Annotated in this window: 14 protein-coding genes; 12 read left to right on the forward strand and 2 right to left on the reverse strand. The window is 69.6% G+C overall.

Annotated features, from left to right (window positions below; genetic code table 11):
* The first annotated feature begins 1 nt into the window (after position 1).
* The 5 genes from ACZYRS_RS03080 to ACZYRS_RS03100 all read left to right on the forward strand — a co-directional run bounded on the left by ACZYRS_RS03080 (position 2) and on the right by ACZYRS_RS03100 (position 4,567).
* Positions 2–835 carry a pseudouridine synthase gene (locus ACZYRS_RS03080; protein ID WP_307651113.1) on the forward strand — a complete coding sequence of 278 codons (834 nt, stop codon included), beginning with the start codon at positions 2–4 and terminating at the stop codon, positions 833–835.
* Between the two features lie 10 nt (positions 836–845).
* Positions 846–1,949, forward strand: a complete 1,104-nt coding sequence (locus ACZYRS_RS03085) for a winged helix DNA-binding domain-containing protein (RefSeq protein ID WP_463418079.1) — start codon at positions 846–848, stop codon at positions 1,947–1,949.
* Between the two features lie 121 nt (positions 1,950–2,070).
* The gene (locus tag ACZYRS_RS03090) at positions 2,071–2,727 is read left to right on the forward strand and encodes a response regulator (protein WP_013544025.1); all 657 of its coding nucleotides are present in this window, start codon (positions 2,071–2,073) and stop codon (positions 2,725–2,727) included.
* On the forward strand, positions 2,727–4,103 hold the full coding sequence (locus ACZYRS_RS03095; protein ID WP_463422443.1) for a sensor histidine kinase: 1,377 nt from the start codon (positions 2,727–2,729) through the stop codon (positions 4,101–4,103). Before ACZYRS_RS03090 ends, ACZYRS_RS03095 begins: the two co-directional genes overlap by 1 nt.
* Positions 4,104–4,228: 125 nt before the next feature.
* On the forward strand, positions 4,229–4,567 hold the full coding sequence (locus tag ACZYRS_RS03100) for a hypothetical protein (RefSeq protein ID WP_198788741.1): 339 nt from the start codon (positions 4,229–4,231) through the stop codon (positions 4,565–4,567).
* Between the two features lie 25 nt (positions 4,568–4,592).
* On the opposite strand, the gene aqpZ is transcribed toward ACZYRS_RS03100, so the two are convergent.
* Both aqpZ and ACZYRS_RS03110 read right to left on the reverse strand, forming a co-directional pair.
* Positions 4,593–5,300 carry an aquaporin Z gene (aqpZ, locus tag ACZYRS_RS03105; protein ID WP_198788740.1) on the reverse strand — a complete coding sequence of 236 codons (708 nt, stop codon included), beginning with the start codon at positions 5,298–5,300 and terminating at the stop codon, positions 4,593–4,595.
* Positions 5,301–5,479: 179 nt separating this feature from the next.
* Positions 5,480–6,490 carry a zinc-dependent alcohol dehydrogenase family protein gene (locus ACZYRS_RS03110; protein WP_463418080.1) on the reverse strand — a complete coding sequence of 337 codons (1,011 nt, stop codon included), beginning with the start codon at positions 6,488–6,490 and terminating at the stop codon, positions 5,480–5,482.
* A gap of 98 nt (positions 6,491–6,588) precedes the next feature.
* On the opposite strand from ACZYRS_RS03110, the gene ACZYRS_RS03115 reads away from it, so the two are divergent.
* The 7 genes from ACZYRS_RS03115 to ACZYRS_RS03145 all read left to right on the forward strand — a co-directional run bounded on the left by ACZYRS_RS03115 (position 6,589) and on the right by ACZYRS_RS03145 (position 15,472).
* Positions 6,589–7,509 carry a LysR substrate-binding domain-containing protein gene (locus ACZYRS_RS03115; RefSeq protein ID WP_463418081.1) on the forward strand — a complete coding sequence of 307 codons (921 nt, stop codon included), beginning with the start codon at positions 6,589–6,591 and terminating at the stop codon, positions 7,507–7,509.
* 67 nt (positions 7,510–7,576) lie between these two features.
* Positions 7,577–8,626, forward strand: coding sequence for an ABC transporter substrate-binding protein (locus tag ACZYRS_RS03120; protein ID WP_463418082.1), 1,050 nt, complete (start codon positions 7,577–7,579; stop codon positions 8,624–8,626).
* Between the two features lie 146 nt (positions 8,627–8,772).
* Complete coding sequence (htpG, locus tag ACZYRS_RS03125) at positions 8,773–10,809, forward strand: molecular chaperone HtpG (RefSeq protein ID WP_463418083.1); 2,037 nt, start codon at positions 8,773–8,775, stop codon at positions 10,807–10,809.
* The gene (locus ACZYRS_RS03130) at positions 10,806–11,414 is read left to right on the forward strand and encodes a hypothetical protein (RefSeq protein ID WP_463418084.1); all 609 of its coding nucleotides are present in this window, start codon (positions 10,806–10,808) and stop codon (positions 11,412–11,414) included. Before htpG ends, ACZYRS_RS03130 begins: the two co-directional genes overlap by 4 nt.
* A gap of 52 nt (positions 11,415–11,466) precedes the next feature.
* Entirely contained in the window at positions 11,467–12,828 is a 1,362-nt protein-coding gene (locus ACZYRS_RS03135; RefSeq protein ID WP_463418085.1) for an SWIM zinc finger family protein, read from the forward strand.
* A complete protein-coding gene (locus tag ACZYRS_RS03140; protein ID WP_463418086.1) occupies positions 12,825–14,396 on the forward strand; it encodes a DUF5691 domain-containing protein in 1,572 nt (523 codons plus the stop codon). Before ACZYRS_RS03135 ends, ACZYRS_RS03140 begins: the two co-directional genes overlap by 4 nt.
* Positions 14,393–15,472 (forward strand): ATP-binding protein, encoded by a 1,080-nt coding sequence (locus ACZYRS_RS03145; RefSeq protein ID WP_463418087.1) that lies wholly within the window; start codon positions 14,393–14,395, stop codon positions 15,470–15,472. Before ACZYRS_RS03140 ends, ACZYRS_RS03145 begins: the two co-directional genes overlap by 4 nt.
* The last annotated feature ends 3 nt before the right edge of the window (positions 15,473–15,475 follow it).

Below are 15,475 nucleotides of genomic sequence, written 5' to 3' on the forward strand. Positions count from 1 at the left end.
GATGACCGAGCCCTCCACCTCCCCCAACGCGCCCGTGCGCCTGAACAAGCGCATGGCCGAACTCAAGATGTGCTCGCGCCGCGAGGCCGACGAGTGGATCGCCAACGGCTGGGTGAAGGTGAACGGCAAGCCGGCCGAGATGGGCGTGAAGGTCACGCCATCGGACCGCATCGAGATCGACAAGGCCGCCAAGGGCCAGCAGGCGAACCAGGTCACCATCCTCATCAACAAGCCCATCGGCTATGTGAGCGGGCAGGCCGAAGACGGCCACGAACCCGCGGTCACTCTCTTCACGCCGCAGAACCGCTGGGCGGACGACAACGCGCGCTTCTTCTTCAGCCCCCAGCAGCTGCGCGGGCTCGCCCCATGCGGGCGTCTGGACATCGATTCGATCGGCCTCCTGGTGATGACGCAGGACGGCCGCATCGCGCGCCAGTTGATCGGCGAAGACTCGGTGATGGAAAAGGAATACCTGGTGCGCGTGGCGTACCACGGCCTGGGCCAGCCCGCGCCCACGGGGCAGCTCATCCGCATGGACGACGACGATCCCGTCACGCAGAACGTGCAGGCGGTCTTTCCGCCGGCGATGCTCGCGAAGCTGCGCCACGGCCTGAGCCTGGATGGCCAGGCGCTCAAGCCGGCGCGGGTCGAATGGCAGAACCCCGAGCAGTTGCGCTTCGTGCTCACCGAGGGCAAGAAGCGCCAGATCCGCCGCATGTGCGAGTTGGTCGGCCTGAAGGTGGTCGGCCTCAAGCGCGTGCGCATCGGCAAGGTGATGCTCGGCAACCTGCCGGTGGGGCAGTGGCGCTACCTCGGGCCGCACGAGAAGTTCTGAGTCTTTGCCGATGGCCGCCCTGCTGAGCCGGCGCGCGCTGAACCGGGCGACGCTCGCGCGGCAGATGCTGCTGGCGCGGCGCAAGGCGACGGTCGCGCAGGCCATCGAAAAACTGGTGGGGCTGCAGGCGCAGGCACCGAACCCGCCCTACATCGGCCTGTGGAGCCGGCTCGAAGGCTTTCGCCGCGAGCAACTGACCGAGGCGCTGAAGAAGGGCCGCGTCGTGCGCATGTCCACGTTGCGCGCGACCCTGCACCTGATGACGGCACGCGACGCACTGGCATGGCGCCCGCTGCTGGAGGCCGTGCATCAGCGCGGCCTGTCGGGCGATCATTCGCGCGCCCTCGAAGGCGTCGACCGCGCGGCCGTGGTGAAGGCCGGCAAGGCCTTGCTCGACGAAGGCCCGCTCACCGGCACCGAGCTCGGGCAGGCGCTCGCGGCGCGCTGGAAAGACCGCGCGCCCGCGTCGCTCGCCGCACTCATCCGCAACAACATGCCGCTGGTGCACCTGCCGCCCGCGGGCAGCTGGAACTCGCATCAGAACGCACGGCTGCAGCCCATCGGGCAGTGGCTCGGCGAATCCGCCCCTGATGCCGCTTCCGCAACGCAGGACGACCTGCTGCTGCGCTACCTCGCCGCCTTCGGCCCCGCGACGCTCGCCGATGCCGGCGCATGGTCGGGCCTCACCGGCTGGAAGGCCGTGGCCGAGCGCCTGCGGCCGCAGCTGCGCGTGTTCACGGGCGAAGAGGGCCAGGAGCTGTTCGACCTGCCGCGCGCGCCGCGCCCCGACCCCGACACGCCCGCGCCGCCGCGCCTCGTCGCCGAATGGGACAACCTGCTGCTCTCCCACGCCGACCGCGGCCGCGTGCTGAGCGAGGCACATCGCGCCCGCGTGTTCACCATCAACGGCATCGTGCGCGGCACGGTGCTGCTCGACGGTTTCGTGGCGGGCACCTGGAAGATCGAGCGCGCGAAGCACGCGGCCACGGTGGTGCTGGCGCCCTTCGCGCGATGGTCGAAGGCGGACCGGCTCGGCGCGCAGGAAGAGGCGATGCGCCTGCTGGCGTTCGCGGCGGACGGCGAGGGCGAGCGGCACGACGTCCGCGTGCTGTGACCCTGGTGCCTGCTCGGCGGCTAAGGCACGCTTAAGACTTCGCCCCTACGCTGCGCCGCGGCGCAAGGCACTACCGATCATCCCGATCACGTGCTACCTTGCGGCCCAAGGAGTCGTTGCAATGCGCGTGCTTTTGGTGGAAGACGACGAAATGATCGGGCGCAGCCTGAAACAGGCGCTCGAGGGCGCGGGCTGGTCCGCGGACTGGGTGCGCGACGGCGAGCTCGCGCAGAGCGCCTTGGGCGACGGCGGCTACACCTGCGTGCTGCTCGACCTGGGACTGCCCAAGCAGGACGGCACCGACGTGCTGCGGCGCGCCCGCGAACGCGGCGATGCGACGCCGGTGCTGGTGCTCACCGCCCGCGACGGCCTGGACGACCGCATCAACAGCCTGGACCTGGGCGCCGACGACTACCTGCTCAAGCCCTTCGAGTTCCGCGAGCTGCTCGCGCGCATGCGGGCCATCGTGCGGCGCCGCGATGGCGCCGCGCATTCGCTGGTGGGCAGCGGCGTGCTGCAGCTGGACCTCACGACGCGCGAGGTGCTGGTGAACGGCGCGCGCGAGGCGCTCACCGCGCGCGAGTTCGCGCTGCTGCATGCGCTGCTCGAACGGCCGGGTGCCATTCTTTCTCGCGAGCAGCTGGAAAACCGCATCTACGGCTGGGGCGAGGAAGTGACGAGCAACGCGATCGACGTGCTGATCCACGGCATGCGCCGCAAGCTCGGCGCCGAGTCGATTCGCAACGTGCGTGGCCTGGGCTGGCGCGTCGCCGCGTGATGGACGGCGCCGCGCAGCCCGGCCGCTGGTGGCGACCGCGCTCGCTGCGCCGGCAGCTCCTGCTGTGGCTGATCACGCTGCACCTTGTCGGGGCGGTCGCGACGGCGTGGTTCTCTTTTCTGGCGTACGGCAACCTGGTCCACAACGCGCTGGACGACCAGATGCGGCTGGTGGCCGAGTCGTACACGGGCAACGATCCGCCCAAGGCGCCCCGCGCGGTCGATGGCGAGGCCGCGTTCTCGCGAGGGGCCTTCGTCGTGCAGATCTGGAGTGCCGACGGCACGACGCTGCGCGCGAGTTCATGGCCCGCGCTGTCGGTGCCGCTGCAGTCCGGCGAGGGCTTTCGCAACGTGAACGCGGGCGCCCATGCGCATTCGAGCTGGCGCGTCTTCACCGCCGAGCCCGGCACGCGCGCCGACCAGCCGCGTGTGCAGGTGCTGCAGAACGAGGACTACCGGCGCCGCCGCGCATTGCGCCGCGCCCTGCTCGAAGGCCTGCCGATCGCGCTGCTGCTGCCGGCGGCGCTGCTGATCCTGTGGATCATCGTCTCGGCCGCCTCGCGCTCGCTGCGCGGGGTGGCGCGCGACGTGGCATCGCAGGACGAGCGCAGCCCCACGGAGCTTTCGCTCGCGCGCGTGCCCGACGAGATCGCGCCGCTGGTGGGCGCCTTCAACAACCTGCTCTCGCGCGTGCGCAGTGCCTTCGCCACTCAGCGCCGTTTCGTGCAGGACGCGGCGCACGAGCTGCGCACGCCGATGGCCGCCATCGGCCTGCAGATCGAGAACCTGCGCGCGCACGTGCCGGCCGGCGAAGCCACCGACCGCTTCAACCAGCTCGAGGCGGGCGTGACGCGCGCGCAGCACCTCATCGAGCAGTTGCTCAGCCTCTCGCGGCAGGACGCACCGCAGCGCGCCATGGTGCGCGAGGCCATCGACATCGAGGTGCTGCTGCGCGAGAGCGTGAGCCAGCTGATGGTGCTGGCCGATGCGCGGCGCGTGGACGTGGGCTTCGAGGGCAGCATCACGCCGGTGGTGTCCGCGCCCGCGGCCGAGTTGCGCAGCGTGTTCGACAACCTGATCGACAACGCGCTGCGCTATGCGCCCGAAGGCGGCGTGGTCGATGTGCGGCTGCACGAGGTCGACGGCCATGCGGTGGTCGATGTGCTGGACAACGGAGCGGGCATTCCGGAGAGCGCCATGGGGCGCGTGTTCGACCGCTTCTTTCGCGTGCCGGGCGCGGCGGCCGGCGGCAGCGGGCTCGGGTTGGCGATTGCGCGGACTGCGGCCGAGCGCAACGGGATGCGCATCGAACTGCACAACCGCGTCGACGGCCCCGGGCTCATGGCGCGCGTCCATCTGCCGTCATCGTCCCCCTAAGCCGCAGCTAACTCTTCGCTCATCCTCACCTCAGTCGGGCTGCCTAGAGTGCGTTCAGGTCCTGCCACGCGCAGTTCGCGCGATGGCTCGAGACCGGAGACAACCTGCCCTCAGGAGCACACACCATGCGCACTTCCTTCAAGCTTCTCGCCATTGGTTCCTTCGCTGCGCTCGCAGCGCTGGGCACCGTCAATGCATCGGCCGAAACCACCGATGGCTCCGACTTCCATCCGCTGCAGATGAACTCGGCCGAAAAGCCCGAGGTGCAGGCCGGCGCGATCGCCGCCGCGCATCCGAGCGGCACCGAGTCCATCGGCCAGTCGACCAGCGCGCCCGCGATGCTGTCGAAGATCTCGGACACCGAAGTGCAGGCCGGCGCCTATGCCGCCTCGCACCCCACCGGCACCGAGTCGATCGGCCAGTCGACCTCGCTGCCGCTGGTGAAGTCGGCCAACGGCAGCTGACGCGAGGCAACGGTAGCGACGACGCTCAGTCGTCGTTGCCGTTGCTGAGCAAGGCGCGGTAGATCACCGCGCCGATGATTGCGCCCGCGATGGGCGCGACCCAGAAGAGCCACAGTTCCGACACCGCATGGGACGGCCCGAAGAGGGCCGGGCCCGTGCTGCGCGCCGGGTTCACCGACGTGTTGGTCACCGGGATCGAGATCAGGTGAATCAGCGTGAGGCACAGGCCGATGGCCATGCCCGCGAAGCCGCCCGCTGCGCGCTTGGCCGTCGAGCCCAGGATCACGATGAGGAACACGGCCGTCATCACCACTTCGCACAGCGCGGCGGCGTACAGGCTGTACTTGCCGGGCGAGTGCTCGCCGTAGCCGTTGGTGGCGAAGCCGCCGATGTCCGCGCCCGGCTTGCCCGTGGCGATCAAATAGAGAATGCCGGCCGCCGCAATGGCGCCGAGCACCTGCGCCACGATGTAGCCCGCGAGCTGCGAGGCCTTGAAGCGGCCCGCGGCCGCGAGACCGATCGACACCGCCGGATTGAAGTGCCCTCCCGAAATCGGCCCCAGCGCATAGGCCCCCGTCACCACCGTGAGACCGAAGGCCAGCGAGACCCCGAGCAGGCCGATGCCCACACCCGGAAAGGCCGCGGCCAGCACTGCGCTTCCGCAGCCTCCGAGCGTGAGCCAGAAAGTACCAATGAACTCGGCCGACCATTTTTTGTAGGTACTGTGTTCCATAACGCCCCATTTGAAGTTTGAAAAAGCGCGCACGACCCAGGCCGAGCGCGGGCGCATTCTGAGACGAGAAATGGAGCGCGTCGAGCATCTCGTTGCGGCGAACGGAACCTCTTCACGGATCGCGCAATTTTTGAACGCTGCTGCAACTGCGTTGCATGTGAACGGAAGGCCTCAATACTTCAGAGCGTGATGACGATCTTTCCGAATGCGCCGCGTTCCAGGTGATCGAGCGCGGCGGGCAGCGCATCGAAACCGTACTGCGCCGCGATCACCGGCTTGATCGCATTGACATCGATGGCGCGCACGAGGTCTTCGAGCGCGCGCCGATGGCCGACGCCGATGCCTTGCACCGTCACGCGGCCGAGCACCATGGCATAGAACGATGCGTTCAGCGTCTCGCCGCCGAGCATGCCGATGATCGACACGCGCCCGCCCTGCCTGGTGGCCTGCAGCGAGCGATCCAGGTTCGGGCCGCTCGACAGTTCGAGCACGTGGTCTGCGCCGCGTCCGTGGGTGAGGCGGCGCACTTCGGCGGGCCAGTCGCCGTCGCGCAGCAGCACGTGCGAGGCGCCGAGCGCGAGCGTCTGCTCGCGCTTGTCTTCACTGCCCGTCACCACGATGACCTGCGCGCCATGCAGGCGCCCCAATTGCAGGCCGAACAGCGCGACGCCGCCGGTGCCGTGGATGAGCACCGTCTCGCCCGCGCGCAGCGCGCCGGTCTCGGCAAGCGCGAACCATGCGGTGAGTCCCGCGCAGGGCAGCGTGCTGGCTTCGGCCAGGCTCAGCGTGGCGGGCGCGGCCACGGCCCAGGCCGCATCGATCAGCACATGCGATGCGAGCATGCCCGGCCCTGGGCCGCCGGCCAGCACGGCGTCGCCGGGCCAGTGGCTGTCGATCCATCCGCCCCAGAAGGTGTTGACCACGCGGTCGCCCACGGCGAAGCGCTTCACCCCGGGGCCCGCCGCGATCACCGTGCCCGCCATGTCGGAGCCGGGCGTGAAGGGCATCTCGAGCGCCATGCCCATGCCGTCGCGAATCATCAGCAGGTCGCGGTAATTGAGCGACACCGCGCCGACCCGCACGAGGATCTGGCCCGCGCCCGGCACGGGCAGCGGCGCCGCGGCCTGTTCGAGATGGGCGCGGCCGAATTGGGTGAGCTGCCAGCGGCGCAGCGTCTGGGGTTCTTGCATCGAAAAGCTCCACGAAAAAGCGAAGCCCAGATCCTATTGACGATGAAAACTATCCGGTGGCGGATAATTTTCGCCTTCATGGCGCTTGAAAGTATCCAATGAGCCAACGCCTGCAAGGCATCGAGGAATTCGTCGCGGCGGTGGAAGCGGGCAGCTTCGCGCTCGCGGCGCAGCGGCTGCACGTCACCCGATCGGCGGTGGCCAAGAGCATCGCGCGGCTGGAGGCGCGCCTGAACACGCGGCTGTTTTTGCGCACCACGCGCAGCCAGAGCCTCACCGGGGAAGGCCACGGCTACTACGAACGCTGCCGCCGCGCGCTGGCCGAGCTCGACGCGGCCGAGGCCCACACCGACGTGGCGCGCAGCACCGCGACGGGCCTGGTGCGCCTGAGCATGCCGGCGATGCTCGGCCGGCTCAAGATCGGCCCGCTGCTGCTGGCGCTGGCACGTCGGCATCCGGGGCTCTCGCTCGAACTCGGGTTCAGCGACCGGCGCGTGGACCTGGTCGAAGAGGGCCTCGATCTGGCGATCCGCAGCGGCGAACTGCCCGACTCCTCGGACCTGGTCGCGCGGCCGGTCGGCGTGCAGTGGATGGTGCTGTGCGCCGCGCCCGCGTACCTTGCCGAGCGCGGGCATCCGCGCGGCATCGATGCGCTCCGGGCGCCGCAGACACCGCACGAGGCCGTGCTCTATGCGCGCGACGGCCAGGTCTCGACCTGGCGCTTTCACGATGGCGATGGCCGGCTCGTCGATGTGACGCTGCCTTCGCGCCTGCGCTGCGACAGCGCCGAGGTGCTGCTCGAAGCCGCCGCCGGCGGCATGGGCCTCGTGCGCCTGCCCGCGTGGCTCGCGGCCGATGCGCTGGCCGCCGGCACGCTCGCGCGCGTGTTCGAGGAGCCCAGGCCCTTCGGCTTCGAGCTGAACGTGATCCGCTCGCGCAGCCGCTACCTGCCGTTCAAGACGCGCGTGGTGATCGACTGGCTGGCCGAGCACCTGCCGCCGCTGCTGGCCGCGCCGTGAACCGTCGTGCGGGCGCTATCCTGAGCCCCTGAACCATACAGACCACACACAGCCCGAGGAGAAGCGCATGCGCACCTTTGCCATCCGGAATATCGCGGCCAGCGCCGCCTGCCTGGCCACCGTCGCGGTCCTGGCGCTGTCGCCGCAGAACGCGGCCGCGCAGGGCACGGTCAACGCGCTGTGCAGCACCGACGCGGGCTGGTGCGAGGCGGCAGCAGCGGCCTTCACGCGCGAGACCGGCATCAAGGTGCAGCAGGCGCACAAGGGCACCGGCGAGATCGGTGCGCAACTGCGCGCCGAGGCCGCGAACCCCAAGACCGACATCTGGTGGGGCGGCACCGGCGATCCGTTCCTGCAGGCCGCCGAGCAGGGCCTGCTGGAGCCCTATCGCCCCGCCTACATCAACGACCTGCACGACTGGGCCGTGCGGCAGTACGCGCTGTCGCAGAACATGGTGGGCGGCTTCTACACGAGCGCGATCGGCTTCGGCTTCAACACCGACGTGCTGCGCAAGAAGAAGCTGCATGAGCCCAAGTGCTGGGCCGACCTGGTCAAGCCCGAGTACAAGGGCGAGATCGAGATCTCGCACCCCGCGTCCAGCGGCACGGCCTACACCATCATCGCGGGGCTCGTGCAGCAGATGGGCGAGGACGCGGCCTTCGAGTACCTGAAGAAGCTGCACAAAAACGTCACCAGCTACACCCGCAGCGGCCAGGCGCAGGCGCCCAACGTGGCCAAGGGCGAGGTGGCCATCGGCGTGAGCTTCATCTTCGGCTTCGAGCGCTGGCGGTACGACAAATTTCCGGTGAAGACCGCCGCGCCCTGCGAAGGCACGGGCTACGAGATCGGCGGCATCGCGCTCGTGAAGGGCGCGCGCAACAAGGAGAACGCCAAGCGCTACTACGACTGGCTCATGAGCCCGAAGGGCCAGGCCATCGGCGGCGAGGCGGGCAGCCTGCAGTCGCCGGCCAACAAGACCTTCAAGCCCGATGCGCGCATTCCGTCGATGGCCGACGTGAAGCTCATCAAGTACGACTTCCAGAAATACGGGCAAGCGGCCGAGCGCAAGCGGTTGATCGACCGGTGGACGCGCGAGGTGGAGTCGCAGCCGAGGTGAGCCCCCGCTCTCTCACACACTCTCCCCCTCTCTGACGATGGCTTGTTGTTTTTCAGAACATGAACCCCAGCTCACAAAATTGGTAATAGCCCGGCCGCCGCCGGCGGCTCGGCTTAGAATTTTTTCGATCGATCTCTCTTTTCCCTATGGCTGATTCCTCCAACACCAAACTCCCGTTCCAGGCCGAAGTCGCGCAACTGCTGCACCTCGTCACGCATGCGCTCTACTCCAACAAGGAAATCTTCCTGCGCGAGCTGATCTCGAACGCGTCCGACGCGTGCGACAAGCTGCGTTTCGAGGCGCTCGACCACCCCGAGCTCTATGAAGACCAGCCCGACCTGGACGTGCGCCTCACGTTCGACAAGGCCGCGCGCACCCTCACCATCACCGACAAGGGCATCGGCCTGTCGCGCCAGGAAGCCATCGACAACCTGGGCACGATCGCCAAGAGCGGCACCAAGGACTTCATGAGCAAGCTGAGCGGCGACCAGAAGGCCGACGCGCAGCTCATCGGCCAGTTCGGCGTGGGCTTCTATTCGGGCTTCATCGTGGCCGACAAGATCAGCGTCGAATCGCGCCGCGCCGGCCTTCCGGCCGACCAGGGCGTGCGCTGGGTCAGCGGCGGCGCCGGCGACTTCGAGGTGGCCGACATCACGCGCACAGAGCGCGGCACAAGCATCACGCTGCACTTGCGCGACGATGCCGACGAATACCTCAACGCCTGGAAGTTGAAGCAGATCGTCGGCAAGTACTCCGACCACATCTCGCTCCCGATCCTCATGGAAAAAGAGGAGTGGAAGGAAGGCGAGAACGACCAGCCCGGCGACATGGTGAAGACCGGCGAGTGGGAAACCGTCAACAAGGCCAACGCCCTCTGGAGCCGCCCCAAGAAGGACATCACGCCCGAGCAGTACGAGGAGTTCTACAAGAGCATCAGCCACGACTACGAGGCGCCGCTCGCCTGGAGCCACAACCGCGTGGAGGGCAGCACCGAGTACACGCAGCTGCTCTACATCCCGGCCAAGGCGCCGTTCGATCTGTGGAACCGCGACAAGAGCGCGGGCGTGAAGCTCTACGTCAAGCGCGTCTTCATCATGGACGACGCCGAGGCGCTGTTGCCCAGCTACCTGCGCTTCGTCAAGGGCGTGATCGACTCGGCCGACCTGCCGCTGAACGTGAGCCGCGAGCTGCTGCAGGAAAGCCGCGACGTGAAGGCCATCCGCGAAGGCAGCACCAAGCGCGTGCTCTCCATGCTCGAAGACCTGGCCAAGAAGCAGAAGACCGCGCCCGAGAGCGGCGAGGGCAAGATCGACGTGGGCTCGGGCGAATCGGTGCCGGCCCCCGAGCCGACCGAAGCGGTGACGGATGTGGTCGACAAGAACGCACCGACCGCTGCCGAAGCCGCCGCCGCTGCGGCCGATGAATCGGGCAAGTACGCCAAGTTCTATGCCGAATTCGGCGCGGTGCTCAAGGAGGGCCTGGGCGAAGACATGGGCAACCGCGACCGCATCGCCAAGCTGCTGCGCTTCGCCTCGAGCACCACCGACGCCGTGACCGTGAGCCTGGCCGACTACAAGGCGCGCATGAAGGACGGCCAGGACGCGATCTACTACATCACGGCCGACACCCTGGCCGGCGCGAAGAACAGCCCGCAGCTCGAGGTCTTCAAGAAGAAGGGCATCGAAGTGCTGCTCATGACCGACCGCGTGGACGAGTGGGCGCTCAACTACCTCACCGAGTTCGACGGCACGCCGCTGCAGAGCGTGGCCAAGGGCGCGGTCGACCTGGGCAAGCTGCAGGACGAGGCCGAGAAGAAGGCCGCCGAGGAAGCCGCCGAATCCTTCAAGCCGCTGCTCGAGCGCCTGAAGGAAGCGCTCAAGGACAAGGCCGACGACGTGCGCGTGACCACCCGCCTGGTCGACTCGCCCGCCTGCCTCGTGGTGCAGGACGGCGGCATGAGCACGCAGCTCGCGCGCATGCTCAAGCAAGCCGGCCAGCCCGCACCAGACTTGAAGCCGGTGCTCGAAGTCAACGCCGAGCACCCGCTCGTGAAGAAGCTGGAGAGCTCCGCGCACTTCGACGACCTCGCCAACATCCTGTTCGACCAGGCGCTGCTCGCCGAAGGGGGCCTTCCGGCCGACCCTGCCGCCTACGTGAGGCGCGTCAACGCGCTCCTGGTGTGAACGCCCGGCCGCGCACCCTTCGCGCAGCAGCCGCCGTCACGGCGGCGCTGCTGATGCTCCTGGTGAGCGGCTGTTCGCACTATCACATCGGCATTCCGCTGGTGCCCGGGCTTTCGCTCGGGCTCGGCGCCACCAAGGACGGGGCCTTCTCCGTCGGCCTGAACACCGGCTGGGGCCCGCTCGGCGCGGGCGTCTCGGTCAACAACACCGGCGTGGTGGCCGGCACCGCGGGCGTGGGGGTCGGCGTCGGCATCGGGCCGATCGGCACCGGCGTCGGCGTGGGCAAGAGCGTGGTGCTGCACGACCCGAATGCGGGCAAGCCGGGGTACGCGCCCGCGGGCGGCGCCGCACCGGTCACGACGGCGGCGATCGGCGCCACGGTGCCGGTTTCGGGCACGTCCGGCGTCACCGCCGTGGCGCCGGTGGCGACCTTGCCAGCGATCGCGCCGGCTGCGCCGATGACCGTCACCAAGGGTGGCGTGACCAAGCCGGTCACTGCCGCCGCGTCGCAGCCTTCCCCAGTGCGCGTTTCCTATCGCCCGGCCGCCGATGCCGCCGCTCCGGCCGGCAGCCTCGGCACGCCGGCCAATCCCGTCGCGCCCTGATGGCCGCGTCCTTCCATTCATCCGCGCCGCGGAGCGGCGCGAGGGTGCCCCGATGACTCTCAGCACAGAAGCCGTCCTGGCGCTCGCGCCCGACGATGCGTCGGCCAAGGCCGCCAAGGGCCTGCTCGCACCGGCCAAGTGGCCCACGCTCGGGTTTTCCGACGAGGCCGTCTGGGGCGAATGCCAGGGCAGCGGCAGCAAGCCGTACCAGACGCAGGTCGACCTTGCGGGCCCGGTGTTCCGCTGCTCGTGCCCGAGCCGCAAGTTCCCCTGCAAGCACGGCTTGGCGCTGATGCTGCTGCGCGCGCAGAGCGGCGCGAGCTTCACCGCCGCCGCGCCGCCGCCATGGGTGGCCGAGTGGATCGCCTCGCGCCGCGACAAGGCCGAGAAGAAAGAAGCGCGCGCCGCCGAGCCTGTGGCCGCGCCCGACCCGGCCGCGGCCGCCAAGCGCGACGCGCAGCGCTGGAAGCGCATCGAGGCCGGCGTGCAGGAGCTCGCGCGCTGGCTCGACGACCAGACGCAACGCGGCCTCGCCGCGCTCGGTGCCGAGCAGCAGCAGGCCTGGGGCGCGATGGCCGCGCGCATGGTCGATGCGCAGGCGCCGGGGCTCGGGCAACGCATCACGCAGGCGGCCGAGCTCATCGGCGCGGGCGAGGGCTGGCCGGGGCGATTGCTCGACCGGCTGGGGCGTCTTCAACTGATCGCCGATGCGGTGCCGCGCCGCGAATCCCTCTCGCCCGCCACGCTGGCCGACCTGCGCATCGCGCTCGGCTGGCCGCAGGACCGCGACGGCCTGCTCGCGGACGGCGAACGCATCAGCGACCACTGGCTCGTGCTGGGACAGTGCACCGACGAACGCGACGCGAAGCTGGTCGAGCGCCATGTGTGGCTGCAGGGCCGCGCGAGCGGCCGGCGTGCGCTGCTGCTCGATTACTCGCATGGCGGGCGCGGTTTCGAAACCGGCTGGGTCAGCGGCAGCGAGCGTGCCGCGGTGCTGTGCTTCTATCCCGGCCATGCCTCGCAGCGCGCGCTGGTGGCCGAGCTGTTGGCCGAACCGCAGGCGGAGTCGCCCGCGTCGCCGGCGCCCGCAGCCGATGCCCTCGACGAATGGAATCGCATGGCGCAACAGATCGCCGCCAACCCCTGGCAACCGCTGCTGCCGATGGTGTGGGCCGAAGCCGTGCCCGCGCGCCATGGCGGCCAATGGTGGCTGCGCCTCGACGCCGCGCCGCAGGCCTTGCCGATGCAACTGGCAACGCAGGAGGCCTGGCAGTTGCTCGCGCACTCGGGCGGCGCGCCGCTGCGCGTCTTCGGCGAATGGGATGGCGAGCAGTTCGCGCCGCTCACCGCCTGGGCCTCGGGTGCCGCCGCCGGCAGCGCGCCGGTCTGGACTTTGGCGGGAGTGCGCACATGAGCCACTGGAACACCTTGCTGCAAAGCGCGCTGGTCGGCACTGCCCGCCAGCCCGTGCCGGCCGCCGAAGGCATGTCCGGTGAATTCGGCGGATTGCTGCAGGCGATCCAGGCCGGCGAAGCGCAAGGCCAGTTGCTGCGCGTCGCAGGCGCCGTCGCCATCGGCCGCCGCGCCGGCTTCGTGGCGCCGGTCCTCTCGCCTTCCGACGCATCGGTTGCCACTGCCGACGAGCGCCCCGTGCTGGACGATCCCGCGCTGCAGGCGGCCATCGCCGAAGCACTCGCGAACGGCCCGCTGCGGCTGCAGCACGAAGGCCTCGCCGTGGTGACCGCCGCGGGCCTGCGCCTGCCCCACAACCTCCTGCCCACCGCGCTCGACGCCGGCCGCCGCGCGATCGACCTGCGAAGCGCCGTGGTCCCCGCGCTCGGCGAGCGCGGCCTCTGGCTCGCCGCGCGCAACGACGACTGGCGCTACGCCGTCGGCGCCAGCGAGCAGGCCGATGCGCAGACGCGCTGGGACGAAGGCAGTCTCGAACAGCGCCGCGCGGTGCTCGCCGAGCAACGCCGCAGCGACCCCGCCGCCGCGCGCGAGCGCCTCGCCGCCGAGCTGCCGCAACTCCCCGCCAAGGAACGCGCCGTGCTGCTCGGCGCGCTGGCCGAGAACATCGGCCCCGACGACGAAGCGCTCCTCGACGCGCAGCTCAAGGACCGCGCCCGCGATGTGCGCCAGGCCGCGGTCGAACTGCTGCAGCGCCTGGCCACGAGCGCCCATGTGCAGCGCATCGAAGCCTTCCTCGCGCCACTGCTGTCGCAGGTGGGCGGCGCATGGCAGCTGAACACCCCCGAGGCCGCCGATCCGCGCTGGAAAGACGACGCCATCGATGCCGTGCGCCCCACCCACGACAGCCTCGGCGAGCGCGCCTGGTGGCTCTATCAGCTCGTGCGGCAGGCGCCGCTCTCGTGGTGGACCGCGCGCACCGGCATGACACCCGCCGCGCTGCTCGGCTGGGCCGCCAAGTGCGACTGGAGAGACGCCCTTTTTCGTGGCTGGAACGAAGCCATCCTCGCCGTGTCCGACGTCGACTGGGCCGACGCGATGCTGGACCAACACCACACCCAGTACAGCCAGCGCGCCTGGGTCGGTCAGTTGCTGGCGCTGCTGCCCCGCGAACGGCGCGAGCGCCACTGGTTGATCGAACTGGGCCTGGCGGGCGTCGGCGTGCAGAACGTGATCGCCTTCGCCGACCAGGCCTGTGCGCCCGGCGAAACGCCATCGGCCGATCTCTCGCTCCAGCTCGCGGCCGCGCTGCGAACCCGCGTGGAGCGCGGCGATCTCGTCAACGACTACGTGCTGCGCCAGGTGCTCGGCAACGCGGCTGCGCTGCTGCACGCCGATGCGCTGCACCTGCTGGCCGAGCTGCCGCGCGCGGCCGAGGAAAGCCCCGGCCTTGCGAGCGCATTGAGCGACACCGCGCGCATCGTGCGCGCGCGCCAGCTCTTTTCGACCCTTCGTCCTTCTTCGTCCAATTCTTTCTCTTCTTCTTCATCATCATCCCAAGGCCGTCCATGAGCAATGTCCTGCGCCAGCATGCCGAACAGCAATTCGCCGAAGAACTCGATGCGCTCCAGAAGGTCGACGACCGCCAGCGCCCGGGCAACTGGAAACTCTCGCCCTGGGCCGTGCTCACCTACCTGATGGGCGGCAAGCTCGCCAACGGCTTCGAGGTCAGCCCCAAGTACATCGGCAACAGCCGGTTGATGGAGATCGCCGTCTCCACGCTCGCGACCGACCGCGCGCTGCTGCTCTACGGCGTGCCGGGCACCGCCAAGTCGTGGGTGTCCGAGCACCTGGCCGCGGCCGTGAGCGGCGACTCGACCATGCTGATCCAGGGCACCGCCGGCACCAGCGAAGAGCAGCTGCGCTACGGCTGGAACTACGCCGAGCTGCTGGCCCACGGCCCGTCGGAAAAGGCGCTGGTGCCCAGCCCGCTCGTGCACGCGATGCGCCTCGGAAAGATCGCGCGCGTCGAGGAACTCACGCGCATCCCGGCCGACGTGCAGGACACGCTCATCACCGTGCTGTCGGAAAAGACGCTGCCCATTCCCGAACTCGGCAGCGAGGTGCAGGCCGTGCGCGGCTTCTCGGTGATCGCCACTGCCAACAACCGCGACAAGGGCGTGAACGAACTCTCCAGCGCGCTCAAGCGCCGCTTCAACACCGTGGTGCTGCCCGTGCCCGCGAGCGAAGCCGAGGAAGTGCAGATCGTGGTCAAGCGCGTGTCCGAGCTGGGCCGCGCGCTGGCGCTGCCGGCCGAGCCGCCCGCGCTGCAGGAAGTGCGCCGCGTGGTGCAGATCTTCCGCGAGCTGCGCAACGGCCAGACCGAGGACGGCAAGACGCGCATCAAGTCGCCGACCTCCACGCTGTCCACCGCCGAGGCCATCTCCGTCATCAACAGCGGCATGGCGCTGGCCGGCCACTTCGGCGACGGCGTGCTGCGCTCGGCCGACGTGGCTTCGGGCCTCATCGGCGCGGTCATCAAGGACCCGGTGCAGGACCACGTGGTGTGGAGGGAATACCTGGAGACCGTGGTGAAGGAGCGCACCGACTGGAAGGACCTCTATCGCGCCTGCCGCGAACAGCTCTGAGCC

This window comes from Variovorax sp. AC194 (assembly GCF_979257995.1).